This is a genomic window from Thermostichus vulcanus str. 'Rupite' (assembly GCF_022848905.1).
GTDB lineage: Bacteria > Cyanobacteriota > Cyanobacteriia > Thermostichales > Thermostichaceae > Thermostichus > Thermostichus vulcanus_A.
Genome location: NZ_JAFIRA010000016.1, coordinates 32,424 through 50,268, shown reverse-complemented (window position 1 = coordinate 50,268; position 17,845 = coordinate 32,424). Strand labels below are relative to the sequence as shown.

General features: G+C 55.2%; 15 protein-coding genes. 10 read left to right on the top strand and 5 right to left on the bottom strand.

The window, feature by feature from the left end; genetic code table 11:
• Nucleotides 1-8: 8 nt before the first annotated feature.
• The 3 genes from JX360_RS07960 to JX360_RS07950 all read right to left on the bottom strand — a co-directional run bounded on the left by JX360_RS07960 (nucleotide 9) and on the right by JX360_RS07950 (nucleotide 2,619).
• Nucleotides 9-944 (bottom strand): ADP-ribosylglycohydrolase family protein, encoded by a 936-nt coding sequence (locus JX360_RS07960; protein WP_244350121.1) that lies wholly within the window; start codon nucleotides 942-944, stop codon nucleotides 9-11.
• A 31-nt stretch (nucleotides 945-975) separates the two neighbouring features.
• Nucleotides 976-1,626, bottom strand: a complete 651-nt coding sequence (locus JX360_RS07955; protein WP_244350120.1) for a Uma2 family endonuclease — start codon at nucleotides 1,624-1,626, stop codon at nucleotides 976-978.
• Between the two features lie 291 nt (nucleotides 1,627-1,917).
• Nucleotides 1,918-2,619 (bottom strand): hypothetical protein, encoded by a 702-nt coding sequence (locus JX360_RS07950; RefSeq protein WP_244350119.1) that lies wholly within the window; start codon nucleotides 2,617-2,619, stop codon nucleotides 1,918-1,920.
• Between the two features lie 211 nt (nucleotides 2,620-2,830).
• Here JX360_RS07950 and JX360_RS07945 point away from each other — a divergent pair, with 211 nt between their 5' ends.
• From JX360_RS07945 to ligA, 5 genes are all read left to right on the top strand, one after another.
• Nucleotides 2,831-4,183 carry an extracellular solute-binding protein gene (locus JX360_RS07945; protein ID WP_244350118.1) on the top strand — a complete coding sequence of 451 codons (1,353 nt, stop codon included), beginning with the start codon at nucleotides 2,831-2,833 and terminating at the stop codon, nucleotides 4,181-4,183.
• Between the two features lie 165 nt (nucleotides 4,184-4,348).
• Nucleotides 4,349-5,551: a carbohydrate ABC transporter permease gene (locus JX360_RS07940; protein ID WP_244350117.1), complete on the top strand. Its 1,203-nt coding sequence runs from the start codon at nucleotides 4,349-4,351 to the stop codon at nucleotides 5,549-5,551.
• A gap of 27 nt (nucleotides 5,552-5,578) precedes the next feature.
• On the top strand, nucleotides 5,579-6,115 hold the full coding sequence (locus JX360_RS07935; RefSeq protein WP_244350116.1) for a pentapeptide repeat-containing protein: 537 nt from the start codon (nucleotides 5,579-5,581) through the stop codon (nucleotides 6,113-6,115).
• A 147-nt stretch (nucleotides 6,116-6,262) separates the two neighbouring features.
• Nucleotides 6,263-7,672 carry an NADP-dependent phosphogluconate dehydrogenase gene (gene gndA / locus JX360_RS07930; RefSeq protein WP_244350115.1) on the top strand — a complete coding sequence of 470 codons (1,410 nt, stop codon included), beginning with the start codon at nucleotides 6,263-6,265 and terminating at the stop codon, nucleotides 7,670-7,672.
• Nucleotides 7,673-7,682: 10 nt separating this feature from the next.
• Complete coding sequence (gene ligA, locus JX360_RS07925) at nucleotides 7,683-9,779, top strand: NAD-dependent DNA ligase LigA (protein WP_244350148.1); 2,097 nt, start codon at nucleotides 7,683-7,685, stop codon at nucleotides 9,777-9,779.
• Nucleotides 9,780-10,257: 478 nt separating this feature from the next.
• On the opposite strand, the gene JX360_RS07920 is transcribed toward ligA, so the two are convergent.
• A complete protein-coding gene (locus tag JX360_RS07920) occupies nucleotides 10,258-11,145 on the bottom strand; it encodes a Rieske 2Fe-2S domain-containing protein (RefSeq protein ID WP_244350114.1) in 888 nt (295 codons plus the stop codon).
• 86 nt (nucleotides 11,146-11,231) lie between these two features.
• On the bottom strand, nucleotides 11,232-11,375 hold the full coding sequence (locus tag JX360_RS07915; RefSeq protein WP_244350113.1) for a hypothetical protein: 144 nt from the start codon (nucleotides 11,373-11,375) through the stop codon (nucleotides 11,232-11,234).
• Here JX360_RS07915 and clpX point away from each other — a divergent pair.
• From clpX to JX360_RS07890, 5 genes are all read left to right on the top strand, one after another.
• On the top strand, nucleotides 11,374-12,723 hold the full coding sequence (gene clpX / locus JX360_RS07910; RefSeq protein WP_244350112.1) for an ATP-dependent protease ATP-binding subunit ClpX: 1,350 nt from the start codon (nucleotides 11,374-11,376) through the stop codon (nucleotides 12,721-12,723). The two genes, JX360_RS07915 and clpX, sit on opposite strands and share 2 nt — an antisense overlap.
• 76 nt (nucleotides 12,724-12,799) lie before the next feature.
• Entirely contained in the window at nucleotides 12,800-13,465 is a 666-nt protein-coding gene (locus JX360_RS07905; RefSeq protein ID WP_244350111.1) for a potassium channel family protein, read from the top strand.
• Between the two features lie 9 nt (nucleotides 13,466-13,474).
• Nucleotides 13,475-14,899, top strand: coding sequence for a TrkH family potassium uptake protein (locus tag JX360_RS07900; RefSeq protein WP_244350110.1), 1,425 nt, complete (start codon nucleotides 13,475-13,477; stop codon nucleotides 14,897-14,899).
• A 181-nt stretch (nucleotides 14,900-15,080) separates the two neighbouring features.
• A complete protein-coding gene (locus tag JX360_RS07895) occupies nucleotides 15,081-16,253 on the top strand; it encodes an RNA-guided endonuclease TnpB family protein (protein WP_244350109.1) in 1,173 nt (390 codons plus the stop codon).
• A 205-nt stretch (nucleotides 16,254-16,458) separates the two neighbouring features.
• Nucleotides 16,459-17,565 (top strand): phosphotransacetylase family protein, encoded by a 1,107-nt coding sequence (locus tag JX360_RS07890; RefSeq protein ID WP_244350108.1) that lies wholly within the window; start codon nucleotides 16,459-16,461, stop codon nucleotides 17,563-17,565.
• Nucleotides 17,566-17,845 lie beyond the last annotated feature (280 nt).

The window sequence follows — 17,845 nt, the reverse complement described above, 5'->3', positions numbered from 1 at the left end:
TTTAGCGTTCAAAGCTGGTTCCGTGCAGCCTTGTGGAGCTGAGTGGCGTAGTCTTCGATAGTCTCGCGCATGGCGAGGGTCTCCAGCCAGGACTCCGGGATCTCCTGCTTCCCGTAGTAGGCTCCGGCCAGTTGTCCGTAAATGGCCCCGGTGGTGTCGGCATCATCCCCCAAATTCACCGCCAGCAGCGCCCCTTCAGCAAAGCTCTCACTGTGATAAAAGGCCCAGAGAGCCGCCTCCAGCGACTTAACCACATAGCCGGATCCCTGAATTTCCGGGGGTTGGCGCTGTCGAAAGGATCCGGCGGCAATTTCGGCAATCTCATCGGTTAGGGGTCGAGCGGCCCAATCATCAGCAATTGGAGAGAAGTAAGGGGTCAGTAGGTCAGACTTCGGGATCCCTTGCAGAGCCCCGATGATCAACCCGGCATAGTAGCGACAGGCATCCAGACAGGTGGGGGCGGCATGGGTGGTGCGGGAACTGTCGGCAGCCCGCTGCAAAGCGAGGTGGGGATCCCCTAGAAAAAATAATGGAATCGGGGCCAAGCGCATCAAGGATCCATTACCGGCAGATCTAGGGGAGCTAGAGCCGCTATAGGGATCCCCGTCGTTCAGGTAACGAGCCAGGGAACTGCGGACGGTGTTGCCAATATCGAAGCACTCGCCGGTGGAGCTGAGATGACCGTTTTGCCACCAGTCCACGTAGCGGTTCATTTGGTCGGCAGGGTCAAACCCCTCGCAAATGAGCAGGCTTTCCGCCAGACAAAGGGCCATCGAGGTGTCGTCTGTCCAGTAACCGGGGGGTAAGTTAAACGGGCCGCCCCCCTTCATCTCGGTCAGCGGTGTGAAGGATCCGGGAGCTTTGAACTCCAGAGTGGTTCCGAGGGCATCCCCCACCGCCAGACCCAGCAGGGATCCCTGATATCGTTCTTGCGTGGTCACCATCGATTGGCTTAAGGATCAAGTGAGTACATCATTACATATTTGCCCTCAAAACTTGTTCAGCCGTTAGTTTCAAACCTGGGAAAGTGGGAGAGACGACCATCTCACTGTCTCGAAATTGCTGGATTTCATACTCTCCATCCACTAGCGTACAGATGGAAAGGGTCGGCTGTTTGGGCTTACCTATATACAGAGTGCCCCCTAACCCTGCGTAGTCAGCAATCCAATATTCTGGAATACCTAAATCTGCATAATCTTCGACCTTGCGAGCATAATCATTTTGCCAGTTACTACTCACAACTTCCGCCACAAATTGAATTGAACTGCCTAGAGTTAGAATTGATTGCTCAGACCAAAATGGTTCTTTGATCAATTCATTCCGATTGACAACCAAAACATCAGGTCGAAACGCTGTCATCCCAACATTAGAAGGGCGCAACAGTGCTCGTTGAAGAACAAGCCAAGGTAAACCTATCCCCTCGATCTGGGCGCAGATTTTTGCAGTTATGAAGGCGGCCACTTCTTCATGTTGACCTGTTGGTTCCAAGTCGAACACCTCTCCATCAATCAGTTCATAGCGGTTATCAACACGATACTGGGCAAGGAATTCATCCAAGGTGAGCAGCTTTTGCTGTGTTAGCTGGTCGTTCGGCTGTGCCGTCCCAGAGGGAATTACAAGAGCCATAGGTCAACTTTACCTAATCAATACTTTCAGTCTACCAAATAGAATTTTTACTAGATTTACAGCTAATTAAAGCTTCCCTTGCCTTATTTCACAATATTGACAGAGCATCAGCGTTCAACTGCACATTCACTAAGACCCTGCTGTCTCACTAGCCCATTTCCAGTCTTCCAGATCACTCTCATTGCCCTCCAGCGTGAGAGGGCTCAGGCAAGGACACAGGCTTCAGGAAAATCCAAAAAAGTCGAATTGCCACACCAGCAAGCGCATCTCTGCCATCCGCAGGGGGATCCTTTATGGATTGGGACTGACTGTCGTAGTGCGGCGGATCGGTTGCCCGTTCAGAGTGTTGCCTTCTACCGTTCTCACCCAGCCTTGCCCTGGCACCCATTGATATTGCACATCCGTATCAGAGCCACCGAGCAGTTCCCCCTCGTCATTGAAAATACGAGTTTTACGCTGCCCTGGCCCTGGCCCAGTCGGTGTGCCGCTAGACTCCGTGGTCACGCTCTGTCCACGGGCGTTACTGAATTGACCAGTCCGTTGCCAACCTTCTCCCGGCTGACCTTTGATAATGGCCGAGCTACTGCCTACCGTTTCCCCCGCAGCATTTTCCACCGTGGTATTGCCCTGCCGTTGCCAACCCTCATCGGTGCGGGTGGTGGTGTGCTGATGGTTCAGCTGCCAGGTCTGACCGCGCTCGCTGGTGACTTGGCCGGAATATTCTCCTTCCATCCCTTGACCCGGAATGAATCGCCGGGATCCCTGCCCGGAATAGGTACCACTGCCGGATCCCCCATTTGGCCCGGTGCGGGTGTAGCTGCCGGAATGGGTAAAGGTGCCGGGGCCTGTGGAGGTGCGTTCACCGCTGGTATTCAGGGATCCACCGGAGGGGGGGGTGGTAATGCGGGTGTGCTGACGGGTTTGGGCCTGAGCCGTGGGGGAAAGCCCAAAAGCCAACAGGAGTAGGGGGATGAGTGACAGACGAAAACGCATACCAAGAACTCCTTATGTAAAGTGACCCAACCGTGAACCAACAACTCAACTGCAGCCTTCACCCCATCAGACTCTGACTCCACCTAGAAGGTTCAATCGGTACGTGAACACCGGTACGGGATCCCTGGGCTGACGGCAGAGCTATAACCTACTCTTAATGTTGCTGCTGTAGTCTCAGAGCTGGCTTTAATTCACCCGACTGCCTTTTTCTATGAATACCCGTCGTACCTTCTTGGCTGTTGTGGCTGGCTTGGTGGCTGCCTCTGGTGCTGCTTTCTTGGCTGCCGACAGCTTTGCTCAATCTCCTACCGATGTCAAAGTTTGGATTGCCTTCACGGATAACCGTCTCGATTGGGCCCGCGAAAAAGCGGCTGAATTCAACGAACAATTTCCCCAATACAATGTCACCGTTGAAGGGTACGGGAACTACGAAGAAATTCAGCAGGCTACCGACCTAGCCATTCAGCAGAATGCCGCTCCCGCTGTGGTGCAGTGGTTTGAAGTGGGCACCCAACGGGCGCGGGATTTTGGTTATTTCAAGTCTATTGCCGATGCTTTGGGCGACCGCACGGAAGTGAACGGGATCCCAGTAGATTTCGATGACTTCATTGAGCCCGTGGTGAGCTACTACACCCTAGATGGAAAGTTCACCTCCATGCCTTGGAACAGCTCCAGCCCCATTCTCTACTCCAACACTGCCATTCTGGAAAAAGCTGGCATCGATACGCCACCTGCTACCTGGCAAGAAGTGGAAGCTGCCTGTGAAAAAATCATGGCTCTTCCCGATGCTCCGCAAGGTTGCATTACATGGCCCAACCATGGTTGGTTCTACGAGCAGTGGATGGCCCAACAAGATGCTGTCCTAGCCAACAATGGAAATGGACGAGAAGGCCGAGCCACTGAGCTTTTCCTGGATTCTGAGCCTTCAATTGCCATTGCCTCTTGGTGGCAGAGCATGGAAGATCAAGGCTACTACGTCTACAGCGGTCGGCAACGGGATTGGGCCGCGACAGAGCAAGCGATTCAAACTGGCACCGTTGCTATGGCCATCACCAGCAGTGCCGATGCCGCTAACATCACCAACGCTGCCAAAGAAAACAACATTGACATCGTCACCACCCGTATGCCCTACAATGCCGAAACCGGCTGGACAGGCAACCTGATTGGGGGAGCGAGCCTCTGGCTGGTCAAGGATCTGCCCAAAGAGGTGGAAGAGGGGGCGCTGTCATTCATGCTGTGGCTGAACAACACCGAAAATGCGGCGGAATGGCACCAGGTGACTGGGTATTTGCCGATTCGGGAAAGCTCTGTGAAATTGCTGGAGTCTCAAGGCTGGTTTGAAGAAAACCCCAACTTTTACACGGCTAGCGATCAAATCAACAACTCCACCGTGACCACGGCCACTCGCGGCGCTCTCCTAGGGCCTTTTCCACAAATCCGCGATGTGATCACCCAAACCATGGAGGATCTCATGCTGAAGGGCGGGGATCCAGCCCAAGCCATGGCTCAGGCCAACCAGCAGGCCAATCAACTGTTGGCGGAGTACAACTCTCTCTACAACTAGCTCTGAAACAATCCTGATGGTGATGTTTTGGGGGTACTGAATCCAGGGATAGGGGTGGGTGACAGCCTACCCCTTTCTTGGTTCTGATACTTTTTTGTTTCTGAGTTTCTGATAATTGTGATCTTGGCTGTAGGCAACGTCAGAGAGGGACTGAGGTAGAAAGCCATGTTCGGGCTTATCCAAATACTGGTGCCACTGTTAGCGGGGTTGATTGGGGCCGTTTGGGTGGGATCCCGTTTTCGGCGCATGAAACGTTCCGGGCTAGTGGGGGCAGCCTGTGGAGGTCTGGCAGGGGGCTTGGGATCCCTGATTTTTATGGCTCCACTGGATTTTTGTACTTTTGAGCCGGAGCGCAACTGGATCGATGCGGTATTTGGGGTGGGGTTGGTGCTGGTGGGGATGGCCATCCCGCTTGGGCCGCTGCTGGCGTGGACCCAACAGGAGTATCACCGCCACCTGGGAATAAGACCCACACCCCCTCAACACAAGGGCATTTTTAAGCAGTGGTGGCTGGCCTGGCTGTTCCTTTTGCCCACCCTAACGATTTTGGTGCTGTTTCTGTACTATCCGGGGCTGGATACCTTCCGCCTTTCCACTCTTCTCACCTTTGTCGGCGCCCCGCGTAGCCGCTTTGTCTGTGTGGATAACTTCACCAGTCTTTTAACGGATTCCACCTATCTGCGCAGTATCGGCATCACCTTCGCGATTTCCGCCGCCATTATTGTCTTTGGTTTAACCGGATCCCTTTTGATTGCCACGCTAGCCTATCAGCCGATTCGAGGAGCCACGATTTACCGCATTCTGTTGATCTGGCCCTATGCTATTTCTCCAGCGGTGGCTGGGATCATCTTTTTCATTATGTTTAACCCCTTGGGGGGAGTGGCTAACTATGTATTGAGTTTGGTCGGGATCCCTCGTTTGAACTGGTTAGGTGATCCCAACTTGGCCCCCTGGGTGGTGATTTTTGCCAGTGTTTGGAAGCAGATGGGCTACAACATTTTGTTTTATATTGCTGGATTACAAAACTTGCCCAATGACTTGCAGGAGGCGGCTGCCATTGATGGAGCAGGAGCCTTTCGCCGCTTTCTGTCAATTACAGTTCCCTTGTTATCCCCAATTACCTTCTTCTTGGTAATTACCAATATGACCTACGCATTTTTTGATATTTTCGGCACCATTGATCTGCTCACTGCCGGTGGCCCTTCTGGATCCACGTCAGTGTTGATCTATGAGATTTACAAGATCGGGGTCTCTTCAGGTAACTTGGGCAAAGCGGCGGCCCAATCGATTGTGCTGTTTTTGATGGTGGTCGGTCTCACCCTGATTCAATTCCGCACCACAGAGCGCAATGTTACCTATGGTGGATGAATCCTCAACAAAGCGACCCAATTTAGAATGGGAGATGCCACTCCGGGATCCCGCATGAACCTCACCGCAAGACCGACTCCTTTAATGAGAGGGCTATGGGTAGGGCTGCTGGCGCTGCTATTGCTCTATCTAGGGGGATCCCCGACTTGGAGTCAAACCCATCGCAACCTCAGCAATGCCGATTTGCAAGGGCAGGATTTTTCTGGCCAGGATTTGCGGGGCAGTAGTTTTGTTAGTGCCAATCTACACGGGGTGGATCTGCACGGCGCCAATCTGGCGGGGGCGGCCTTGACCAAAGCCGATCTGTCGGAGGCCAATCTTGCCGGAGTGGATTTGAGCCATAGCTTACTGGATTTGGCCAACTTGACAGGGGCCAATCTGCAGGGAGCCAACCTCACCGGTGCCATTACCGCTCGTGCTGTCTGGCAGGGGGCGGATATCACGGGGGCAGATTTTAGTGAAGCCTATGTGGATCGGGCGGCGCAGCGGCAGCTCTGTGAACGGGCCAGGGGATCCCATCCGGTTACCGGAGTGGAGACCCGCGAGAGTTTGGGCTGCCCCTGAAACAGCTGCCAACTGAGCGTTTCATGAGATCCAACCGGCGATGCCAAAGGTGAAGAAAACAGGATCCCTTAAGGGTTGCAGCCGGATCGGCCTTTAGATTGGGTGAGTCATTGGTGATTTGCCGCTCTCCCGAAAGGATCCGCAACTATGAGCAAACCCAGCTTTGCTGTCATCGGTCTGGCCGTGATGGGGGAAAACCTTGCCCTCAACATTGAACGCAATGGCTTTCCCGTTGCCGTCTACAACCGCACCGGATCCAAAACCGACCAGTTCATTCGGGAACGAGCTCAAGGTAAACAGGTTACCCCTGCCTACAGCCTGCCGGAATTGGTGCAGGTGATGGAGCGGCCCCGCAAATTCTTGATCATGGTCAAAGCCGGTGCACCGGTGGATGCGGTGATTGACGAACTTAAGCCACTCCTCGACCCTGGGGACATCATCATTGACGGTGGCAACTCCCTCTACACCGATACGGATCGCCGCGCCGAAGCGCTGGCCCCAACAGGATTACACTTTGTCGGCATGGGGGTGAGTGGCGGCGAGGAAGGAGCCTTGAATGGCCCCAGTCTGATGCCCGGTTGCAGCCCAGAAGCTTACCAAGAACTGGAACCGATCCTAACCAAGATCGCGGCGCAAGTGCCGGATGGCCCCTGTGTCACCTACCTCGGGCCAAAGGGGGGTGGGCACTACGTGAAGATGGTGCACAACGGCATTGAATACGGCGATATGCAGCTGATTGCCGAGGTCTATGACCTGATGCGCAGAGGCTTGCGGTTGTCGGCAGCCCAGATGCAGGAGATTTTCCAGGCTTGGAACGAGACGGAGCTGGAGTCGTTCTTGATAGAAATTACTGCCAAGATTTTTCAAACCCTAGATCCGGAGACCGGCAAACCCTTGGTGGACTTGATTTTGGACAAAGCGGGACAAAAGGGTACCGGGCTGTGGACGGTCAAAGATGCCCTCGATCTGGGGGTGGCTGTACCCACCATCGAAGCAGCCGTACAGGGTCGGATCCTCTCTTCCATCAAAGAGGAACGGGTCGCCGCTTCTACCCAACTCAAAGGCCCCGGCACCGACTTTGAAGGGGATCCCCAGAGCTTCATCCAAGACCTGCGCGCCGCCCTCTACTGCTCCAAGATCTGCTCTTATGCCCAGGGGATGGCCCTGATCAAAAAAGCGGCTGCCACCCACGGCTATGTTTACAACTTCAGCGAGATCCCTCGCATCTGGAAGGGTGGGTGCATCATTCGGGCGCGGTTCCTGGGAGAAATTCAATCCGCCTACAAACGGGATCCGGAGCTGGTGAACCTGTTGTTGGATGAGGAGTTTAAGCAGGCAATTCAGGAGCGGCAGGGATCCTGGCGGCGAGTCGTGGCTACAGCCGCAGCTTTAGGGATCCCGATTCCAGCCATTAGCGCCTCCCTGGCCTACTACGACAGTTACCGCACTGCCAATCTGCCGCAAAATCTCACCCAAGCCCAGCGGGATTTCTTTGGGGCACACACCTTTGAGCGAACCGACAAACCCGGTGTCTTCCATCACGAGTGGAGTGCCTGAGTGGGTGGATATGCCTGGGGAACAGGGGGCAGAACAGCGGGTACGAGAGCTGCGGGCTCTGCTCCAAAAGGCCAGCATTGCCTACTATGTCCACGATGCCCCTATCCTGGAAGATAGCGTCTATGACCGTCTTTACCGGGAGCTGCAGGAGCTGGAGAAGGCTTATCCAGAGCTGATTACCCCCGATAGCCCGACCCAACGGGTGGGAGAAAAACCAGCCAGCCAGTTCCAAACCGTTCCCCATCGGATCCCGCTCTACAGCCTAGAAAATGCCTTCAACCTGGAGGAGTTGCGGGAATGGCAGGAGCGTTTGCTGCGGGTTTTGGGGCGCAGTCCCGATCGGGATCCCCATGACCCGGAAAGCCACAGCGGGACGGAGTCCTCCCAGGAGGAGCTGGACTATGTGTGTGAGCTGAAAATTGATGGCTCCGCTTTGGCCCTTACCTACATCAATGGGGTGCTGGAACGGGGCGCTACCCGTGGTGATGGGCAAACCGGAGAAGACATCACCCAAAATGTGCGCACGATTCGCTCGATTCCCCTGCGGTTGGCGGTATCGGATCCGCCGCCGGTTGTGGAAGTGCGGGGGGAAGCTTATCTTTCAATTGCCGAGTTTGAGCGGATTAACCAAGAGCGTCGTTCCGCTGGGGATCCCCCCTTTGCCAATCCGCGTAACTGTGCCGCCGGAACCCTGCGCCAGTTGGATAGCCGCATTGTTGCCGCCCGCAAGCTCAGCTTTTTTGCCTATACCCTGCACTGGCCGGAGGGATGGGGAAAAGGGGATCCCCCCAAAACCCAGTGGGACTGCCTACACCAGCTGAAGGCTTTCGGGTTGAGCACCAACCCTTTGTCGCGGCTGTGTCGGGGGCTTGAGGAAGTGAGCCAATTTTATGAGCAGTGGCGAGCAGCCCAGCTTCCCTACGCCATCGATGGCGTGGTTGTGAAACTGAATTCCCTTGCTCTTCAGGAGGAAGCCGGTTTCACCCAGAAGTTCCCCCGGTGGGCCATTGCCTTAAAATACCCAGCCGAACAGGTCCCCACCCGTATTCGGGCCATTGTGGCCAGTGTTGGTCGAACTGGTGCCGTTACTCCGGTGGCGGAGTTGGATCCGGTTGTGTTGGCCGGTACCACCGTCAGCCGCGCCAGTTTGCACAATGCCGATCGCCTGCGGGAGCTGGATGTGCATCTTGGGGATACCGCCGTCGTTCGCAAGGCAGGGGAGATTATCCCTGAGGTTGTCTCCATCCTGAAGGAGTTACGCCCTGCTAATGCCGTTCCCTACACCTTGCCCCGCCACTGCCCCGAATGCAGCACACCCTTGATTCGCCTAGAGGGGGAGGCGGTGACCCGCTGCCCCAACCCCAAGTGTCCGGCCAAGCTGCGCGGCCAACTGCAACACTGGGCCAGCCGCGATGCTCTGGATATCGAAGGATTGGGGGAAAAACTGGTGGCCCAATTGGTGGAAAAGCTAGGGGTGGTAACCGTGGCGGACTTGTATCACCTCACCGCAGAGCAACTGCAGAGCCTAGAGCGGATGGGATCCCGCTCTAGCCAAAAGTTGATCCAGGCCATTCAGAAATCCCGCCAACAACCCTGGGAACGGGTGCTGTACGGATTGGGGATCCCCCATGTGGGGGTGGTCACTGCCAAAACCCTGGCCAGCCATTTCTCCAGCCCAGATCTGCTTGCCCAAGCCAGTCCAGAAACCATTGCCCAGATCTATGGGTTGGGAACTGAAATTGCAGAAGCCGTGGTCGCCTGGTTTGCAGAGCCGGAGCATCGTCAGTTGCTGGAGGCGTTACAAGCCTTGGGGATCCCTCCTGCCCCTACCCAAGCAGCGGCCACAGTGGCCAAAGTACTGGCCGGGCGAAAATTTGTTATCACGGGTACCCTACCCACCCTCTCCCGCACAGAAGCCAAGAGCTGGATTGAAAGCCGAGGGGGCAAAGTGACCGCCAGCGTCAGTCGTCAAACCGACTATGTGGTGGTCGGCTCCGAAGCAGGCTCCAAGCTGGAACAGGCGCAACAGTTGGGGATCCCTTTGCTCAGTGAAGCAGAATTATTGGCGTTGGATCCCACTGCCGAATTCGGTGATCCGCATCACTGACAAGGGTAGAGTCTAGAAAAACCTAGGGTAAGGTGGTTGTTCCACCCGCAAGGATGTTCTATGATACGGCTCAGGTGAGGAGTGGACGCCAATAGGGGGAAGCGGACGAAACACGGACAGTCCCTTCCCTCTTTTGGTATGAATGGTATGAAAAGGTGCAAGAATCCCTTCTCAAAAAGTATCCAATTTAGCTGAAAAGCGCGACAGTCTCTTTCCCCTGTCTTTGCCAGGGCCAATCGAATTCCACTATGATGGGGTTAGCGGAGACGCATGTTTCCGTTCACTCCTCACACCATCTTCCGCTCGGCGTAAAGTCGGGCGGTTTTCTTATGAACTAAACCTATGAACGGACTCCCCGAGGCTTCATCCTGGGATCCGCTCCGGCAACGGTAGACAGGTCAAGGTTTGTTTGCGAATCACCTGCCGAACCGCGTGAGAGACCGGGTTGGTTTCGCGGCTCAGGTCTTGTTGATGCAAATCATAGGCTCTTTGTTCCTCCTCCACAGCGCGGCGATCCTGCCCAAACACCTGACGGAAGGTGCCCTGATCCAACACCGGATGCAGCAATCGCTAAGATCCATGGGATCCCGAACACATGCCGAAAATAAAACGTGGAATGCACCCAAATGCTCGTAGAACTGGTGGGCACATACACCACGAACAGATAAAAAGCCCCGTCTTCTGAAGCCAAATGGAAATAGGGATACTCATAGGTGACCTGGATCCGATTTTTGCCCCGCTGCCCGATTAAAGCCGCCAACAATCGTGGCGCTTCTACTTCGTACAAGGCCCGAACCGTGCGTTCGTCGCTCTCTAGGTGCAACAAAACCGGATTGACCCAGGGTTGTTGGCTCCTGTGCAACTGGGCATGGAATAGATCGGTGGCATTTTCAGTCATGTAGCTGAAGTGGCAATGGACAGGCCCCTCCATCGGAATTGGGTGATAGCGGGGATCCGTGGCAGGGGGAATCACCGGCAAGGCACGCTCCTCAGTCCGAGCGGGATCCCCAGGAAAAGCCCAAATCCAGCCGCCATATTGCCGCACCGGGTAGCTTTTCAGGCAAAACTTGGCTGCGAGTCCGTTGAATCCGGGGGTGAGGCTGCATTTCCCTTGCGCCGTAAAGCGCCAGCCGTGATAACCGCACATCAGCTCGGATCCCACCACCTCGCCAAACCGGCTCAGCCGCACCCGCTTGTGGGGGCAAGCATCCTCAAACACGCTGTAATGACCTGTGGGTGAGCGAAACACCAGCAGCTCCAATGCCCCAATCCGCACCCCCAATAGCCCCCTCGCCGGAAAACTGCGCTCATGGGCAACCGGCCACCAGTAATCCAGATTCACCCCACAACGACGCACATCCTGCATAAAATCCCCCTGGCATGGGTTCGGGACACGCTGGCAATCTCGCGCCCAGGACAAGCAAACGCAACAAACCTACTAGAAATGCTAGACTAGGAAGTCAGTGAGATTTGCACAAATTCCGGCATCCTTGCCCTTTTACCGCCGCCGATTTGCTGCACATTGTCTGAAGTCCAGCCTTCTTCTGGCTTTTGCCGAGTAGGATAGCCGAGAGCGAGCAGCACCGAGGATTCCATGGCCAAATACGACTCCCACTTGAAATGCTCTTTTTGCAATAAGTCCCAGGATCAAGTTCGTAAGTTGATTGCCGGGCCGGGGGTCTACATCTGTGACGAATGTGTTGACCTCTGCAACGAAATTTTGGATGAAGAACTCTACGACGGCAACACCCCCCCCGCCGCCACTCCTGCTGCCAGCCGCCGGGAAGCCCCGAAAAAATCCTCCCGTAGCCTGCCCTCTCTGGCACAACTGCCCAAGCCCCGCGAGATCATGCGCTATCTCGACCAATATGTAATCGGGCAAGAAAATGCCAAAAAGATCCTGTCAGTGGCAGTGTATAACCACTACAAGCGGCTTTCTTCCAAAGCCACCCCGAGCAACGGTGCAGCAGGTTCTGACCTGGACGATGTGGAGCTGCAAAAGTCCAACATCTTGATCATCGGCCCCACCGGTTCCGGCAAAACCCTGCTGGCGGAAACCTTAGCTCGCATGTTAGACGTACCCTTTGCGGTAGCGGATGCCACCACCCTCACGGAAGCGGGGTATGTGGGCGAGGATGTGGAAAACATTCTCCTGCGCCTGTTGCAGGTGGCGGATTTGGATGTGGAAGAAGCGCAGCGCGGCATTATCTACATCGATGAAATTGACAAAATTGCCCGCAAGAGTGAGAACCCCTCCATTACCCGCGATGTCTCCGGCGAGGGAGTACAGCAGGCTCTGCTGAAAATGCTGGAAGGGACCATCGCCAACGTGCCGCCCCAGGGAGGCCGCAAGCACCCCTACCAAGACTGCATTCAAATTGATACCTCCAACATCCTCTTCATTTGTGGAGGGGCTTTTGTCGGTTTGGAGAAGGTGATCGAACAGCGCATCGGCAAAAAATCGATGGGCTTTATCAAACAAGGGGAACAGTTGTCGGTCACCCGCGATCAGCGCATGGCAGATGCCCTCAAAGCCTTGGAGCCGGATGATTTGGTCAAGTACGGCATGATCCCCGAGTTCACGGGGCGGATCCCAGTGGTGGCCACGCTGGAGCCACTGGATGAGAAAGCCTTGGAGGCCATCCTGACCCAGCCCAAAAATGCCATTCTCAAGCAATCGCAAAAGCTGCTGCGCATGGATGGAGTGGAGCTGGAATTCGAACCCGCTGCCATTTCCGCCATTGCCAAGGAAGCCTACCGCCGCAAGACCGGAGCACGGGCCCTGCGGGCTATTGTCGAAGAGCTGATGTTGGATGTGATGTATGAGGTTCCCTCTCGCCGCGACGTCAAGCACATTCGTATCACTGCTGAGATGGTGGAGCGCCGTTCCACCCGCGAGCTGATTCCCCACCCTTCCACTTTGCCCAAACCGGAGTCTGCTTAGATATAAGTTAGATTTCAGTCTGCCTAGATGCCTAGATGTATGATCCGTTCGTTCGAGGTAAGGGGCGAGAAGGCGAATGGCTCGGCAGCGGGTGGATCACGAGTATGCGGTGATCGGACTGGGACGCTTTGGCTCTAGCTTGGCCCTAACGCTGGTGGAGCGGGGGCATAATGTTCTCGGAATTGATCGCAGTCGAGAGATTGTACAGCGGTTAGCGGATCAGCTCACCCAGGTGGTGGCTCTCGACTCCAGTGATGAAGATGCGCTGCGGGCGGTGGATATTCTCTCCTTCGACACCGTGGTGGTGGCGATTGGGAGCGACTTTGAGAGCAATCTGCTGACGACGGTAGCTCTGAAAAGTTTGGGGGTTCGCAATGTGGTCTGTAAGGCTTCAACGGAGCGTCAGCGCTCGATTTTGCTGCGGGTAGGGGCGGATCGGGTGGTACTGCCGGAGCAGGAGGCAGGGCGGCGCTTGGCCCAGGTCTTGACGGCTCCAGGCGTTTTGGATCAACTGGAGCTGGAGCCAGGCTACAGTATTACGGAGCTGCGAGTGCCGCAGTCACTGATGGGGCATACCCTCTCGGAGTCGGATTTGCGGCGTCGCTTTGGCATTACGGTATTGGTCGTGAAACGCAAGCAATCTTTGATCGTCTCGCCACCGGCGGATTATGTGTTGGAGGAAGGGGATCTTTTGGTGGTGCTGGGTGCCAACACAAACATCAGTCGGCTCAATGAGCTGTGAGGGATCCCGATGGAATCGGAGGTGACTAAGGACTTCGTCCCGCTGACACGAACCGACTCGGGAGCGGCTCAACCCTCCAATGTCTTTAAGGAACGTTTTAATCGGTTCTTTTTGGGAGACAAGCGTCGCCGGTTGCCACCGCCGTTGCGCCTGGTGACGGGGTTGGGGTTGTTGGCGGTGGTGGGTACCCTCATTTTGATGTTGCCAGGGATTGGGCGCGGGGATCCCTTGAGCTGGAATGAGGCCCTGTTTACGGCAATGTCAGCCCTGAGTGTGACGGGGCTATCGATTATCCAAGTGGCGGATGATCTCACCTTGTTTGGCCAAATCATGCTGCTGATCTTGATCCAGATTGGCGGGGTGGGCTTCATGGTGCTGGCGGTGGTGGTGTTTCAGCTGATGGGGCGGCGCATTTCTCTGTTGAATCGCCTGGCCCTTTGCAATTCTTTGGGGCTGATCGATCCGGGGGCGATCTTGGCCTTGACCCGTAAAGTTTTGCTCTCAGTTACCTTGATCGAGTTGGGAGGGGCATTGCTGTTGTGGTTGCATTGGCGGGACTTGTATGGACCGAAGCAGGCCATTTTTCTGGCGGTTTTTCACGCGGTTTCCGCCTTTTGCAATGCCGGGTTTGATCTGTTTGGGACAGCCGGGATCCCTACGGATAATCTTTCTTTGACAATTTTGGCCGCCTTGATTTTTATTGGCGGACTGGGCATTCCTGTCTTGTCAGATTTGCTCACTTGGCCGCGGGGGCATCGCCCTTCTTTGCACACGCGCATCACGCTTGGGGTGGTGGTGGTGCTGCTTTGCGCGGGCGGTATTGGCCTGTTCTTGGGAGAAAGTTTGCCAGGGGGATCCCTGCTGGAGGTGAGCTGGCCCCGACGCCTGGGCCTGACGTTTTTCCAGTCGGTTTCGGCCCGGACAGCCGGGTTTGCCGGGATCCCGATTCAGGATTTGTCCCCACCGAGCCAGTTGCTCTTGATGGCGCTCATGTTCATCGGAGCCGCTCCGGCCTCGATGGGAGGTGGGATTACCACAGGCACCTTTGCGGTGTTGGTGCTGGCTTTGTGGGGCTATGCCCGCGGCTTACCCAGTGCCCAGATTGCCGGGCGCAGTTTGGATCCTTCCATGGTGCGTAAAGCAGCGGCAGTGTTGACGGTTTCACTGTTTGTGGTGCTGTTGGCGGCATGGTTGATTTTGATGAGCCATGGGGAGAGTCGTCTGGATCCGGTGCTGTTTGAAGTCATCTCCGCCTTTGCCACCTGCGGTCTCTCGACCGGGTTTACCACAGACCTGAATCTGTTTGGCCAGCTGATCATCGCTCTGGTGATGTTCTGGGGACGGTTGGGGGCGCTGACGATTGTTTTGGCCTTGGCCCAACAACAACCGCGACAGTTGGTGATTTATCCTGAGGAGCCGATTTTAATCGGTTAATCCTGCCAACCGGAAACCAGAAGGGTAGAGCCTTCGCCTTCTGGATTTGGGGAACTTGAGGGGCAAGATTCTGCGTCGGAGCTTACGAAAAACAGCGTAAAGCCCCCGGTTTCCAACCGGGGGATATAAGCGCACAGGCTGAATTTATTCAGCAACAGAAATAGTACATACAATAGTCCCCATGAAACGGGTCACCACCACACTCAAGCTCAAGTTTCTTGACCTCAATGTGGTCAAAGCAGAGATGTTTAACCAGACGGTTTGTGCGACAACCGAGCTGGCAAACGAACTGCTCCGCATCAGTCCAAAGGAACGAAAAGCATTGACAACCGCCAAAGTGGTAACCCCACTCAAGTCGGCCCTCTCCAACCAGGTGATTCGTGTCCTGAAGGGGAAAGCCGGCCAGCGGGTCAAACACTTCAAAGTGTTCTGGCCAGAGGTCAACAACCAAAACTGGAAGCTGCACAAAGTAGGTAGCACCTACTCGGTGAGTTTTCCCACAATTCAGGGTGACAAGCGGGTTCCCCTTGAGGTTGGCAGTTCCTACTATGCCGAGCGTCTTGAGCGCATCCTGGCTGAGCAGGATTGTGAACGGGGAACCTTGAAACTGATGCAAATACGTGGGGTTTGGTATGCTGTTCTGTCTATCACTTGGGAAGTTCCCGAAGTGAAGAGTACGGAGCGACTAGGTGTTGACCGGGGGCAGAACCGTTTGGCAGTGGCGGCCACCCGTTGGGGTCGGGCGGTGTTTTTTGGGGGTGGAGAGGTAGCCTATCGTCGTCGTCGTTTCCAGAAGCGTCGTGCCCAGTTGCAACAGGCGGGTAAATACCGAGCACTCAAGCGACTGGAGCGCAAAGAAGCCCGTTGGATGAGGGCGGTCAACCACACCGTTAGCCGTCGCATTGTGCGGTTTGCCAAGGCGGTAAATGCAGATGTGTGGATGGAAGACCTCTCAGGTATCCGCCAATCCAGACAGAGCCAGAAGGCGCGTTCGGATGCCGGGAAATCGCGCCATACCTGGTCGTACTACGACCTGGAGTGGAAGGTTGCCTACAAGCTGGAAATGGCGGGCAGGACGCTGCATAAACGTCCTGCTGCCTACACATCCAAAACCGACCACAGGACAGGATTGATTGGGAAAAGGAGTGGGTATCTGTTCACCGGGCAGGACGGGTATTGCTGTGACGCGGACTGGAATGCCGCAATAAACATTGCTCGGTGGGACGGATTTTCGTGTCCCTTGAGTCTAAAAGAAGCCCTGCCCGTAATAGGCAGGGTCGGCTCAGGGGATGGGGTATTTGGCAATCCCCTGAACTCCATGAATCCTCCACAGCTTCAAGCTGTGGGGAGCTAGAAGGGAGAATCCCCCGTTTTATAAACGGGGGAGTGTCAAACTCCATCGGCGTTCTGGGAGCAAAGTTCAGAAAGAGATGCCCAACTCTCCCCAGTTCAGAATCCAGCTTACCCCTGAGCAGCCTCCGTTAGACTGAGTAACGAGTCATCCTCTCCTGCAAGCCCCTCATTTCTTCGTCCCTTATCCAATTGGGAGCCCTTTATCTGTGTCCAAGTTCCTCCTTATCGGTTCTACCGAGCCTTTCAGTGGTAAGTCTGCTGCCATTCTGGGTTTGGCTAAGCATTTGCAGCAGCAAGGGATGAAGATAACCTACGGCAAGCCGATTGGCTCTTGCATGACGGAAGATTGCTCCATTGAAGGGGGCGATCCGGACATGCGTTTTGTGGCGGAGTCTCTACGGCTCACCATTGCCCAAATGCCGCCGATGCTTCTACAACTGAACGGAGATGCTCTGCTGGCGCAAATGAAGCAAAATCCTGGGGAGTCTGCCCCAGACCATCCGATTGCGCCTCTGTTGGAATTTGTGCAGGGATCCCCTGCGGATTTGGTGTTGCTGGAAGGCCCTGCCGATCTCTACGAAGGGGAGCTGTTTGGTTTGTCACTGGCTAAAATGGCCCAAGCTTTGCAAGCCCCTGTCCTGTTGATCAGCCGCTACCACTCGCCATTGGCGGTCGATTCTATCCTTGCTGCCCATACCCAACTGGGATCCCATTTGGCGGGGGTCTTACTGAACGATGTACCGCAAAACCAACTGCAACAGGTGAAAACCGTGATCCAGCCTTTCCTGGAGGGCCGCGGGATCCCGGTGTTGGGTGTACTGCCCTCCCACCGCATTTTACGCAGCATCAGTGTCGGAGAACTGGCTCGACAACTGGAAGCGGAGGTGCTCTGTTGCTCGGATCGGCTGGATCTGATGGTGGAGGATATTGCGGTGGGGGCAATGAACGTCAACTCGGCTCTGAAATATTTCCGTAAATCGGAACACAAAGCGGTGATCACGGGTGGAGATCGCACCGATATCCAATTGGCCGCCCTGGAAACCTCGACGCTTTGTCTGATCCTGACCGGCAAGTTGCCCTTGGATCCCCGCATTCAGTCGCGGGCGGAAGAGTTGGAGGTACCGATCCTCTCAGTCGATCTGGATACCTTCACCACCATCAATCGTATCGAACGGGTCTTCGGACAAATCCGCCTCCACGAAGAGGTTAAGGTGCGCTGCATCCAGGAGCTAATGTCATCAAATTTTGACTTTTCCCGTCTTTATGCCCACCTTGGCCTGACACAATCCCTAGTGTCGGCGGCGCGGACGTAAAAAGGCTACAGTGTCAACCTGTCTGCATTTAGTGTTAGTAAAGAAAAAATATCAATCTAAGCACTATACCTGAGACAGCGAGAAAGAGCTCATTTCTTGTTGATCTATTTCTAGTGTTGGAAACTTTCCAACGCCTGCAATCATTTCTGCAAAAAAACGCAGGAATCTCTCACCAGCCTAGCCTACTCACTGGATTCGAGGGATATCATGCACGTATTCATCACCTCAACACACCACTCCTCCCCCAGATTATCTGGGGGTTTTTGTTTGGACGATTTTG

Excerpts from the sequence above, each read along its gene's own strand:
- JX360_RS07935 (WP_244350116.1), top strand. The coding sequence starts at position 5,579 with ATGGGAGATGCCACTCCGGGATCCCGCATGAACCTCACCGCAAGACCG.
- ligA (WP_244350148.1), top strand. The coding sequence starts at position 7,683 with ATGCCTGGGGAACAGGGGGCAGAACAGCGGGTACGAGAGCTGCGGGCT.
- JX360_RS07950 (WP_244350119.1), bottom strand. The coding sequence starts at position 2,619 with ATGCGTTTTCGTCTGTCACTCATCCCCCTACTCCTGTTGGCTTTTGGG.
- gndA (WP_244350115.1), top strand. The coding sequence starts at position 6,263 with ATGAGCAAACCCAGCTTTGCTGTCATCGGTCTGGCCGTGATGGGGGAA.
- JX360_RS07945 (WP_244350118.1), top strand. The coding sequence starts at position 2,831 with ATGAATACCCGTCGTACCTTCTTGGCTGTTGTGGCTGGCTTGGTGGCT.
- JX360_RS07905 (WP_244350111.1), top strand. The coding sequence starts at position 12,800 with ATGGCTCGGCAGCGGGTGGATCACGAGTATGCGGTGATCGGACTGGGA.
- JX360_RS07960 (WP_244350121.1), bottom strand. The coding sequence starts at position 944 with ATGGTGACCACGCAAGAACGATATCAGGGATCCCTGCTGGGTCTGGCG.
- clpX (WP_244350112.1), top strand. The coding sequence starts at position 11,374 with ATGGCCAAATACGACTCCCACTTGAAATGCTCTTTTTGCAATAAGTCC.
- JX360_RS07900 (WP_244350110.1), top strand. The coding sequence starts at position 13,475 with ATGGAATCGGAGGTGACTAAGGACTTCGTCCCGCTGACACGAACCGAC.
- JX360_RS07895 (WP_244350109.1), top strand. The coding sequence starts at position 15,081 with ATGAAACGGGTCACCACCACACTCAAGCTCAAGTTTCTTGACCTCAAT.
- JX360_RS07915 (WP_244350113.1), bottom strand. The coding sequence starts at position 11,375 with ATGGAATCCTCGGTGCTGCTCGCTCTCGGCTATCCTACTCGGCAAAAG.
- JX360_RS07920 (WP_244350114.1), bottom strand. The coding sequence starts at position 11,145 with ATGCAGGATGTGCGTCGTTGTGGGGTGAATCTGGATTACTGGTGGCCG.
- JX360_RS07940 (WP_244350117.1), top strand. The coding sequence starts at position 4,349 with ATGTTCGGGCTTATCCAAATACTGGTGCCACTGTTAGCGGGGTTGATT.
- JX360_RS07955 (WP_244350120.1), bottom strand. The coding sequence starts at position 1,626 with ATGGCTCTTGTAATTCCCTCTGGGACGGCACAGCCGAACGACCAGCTA.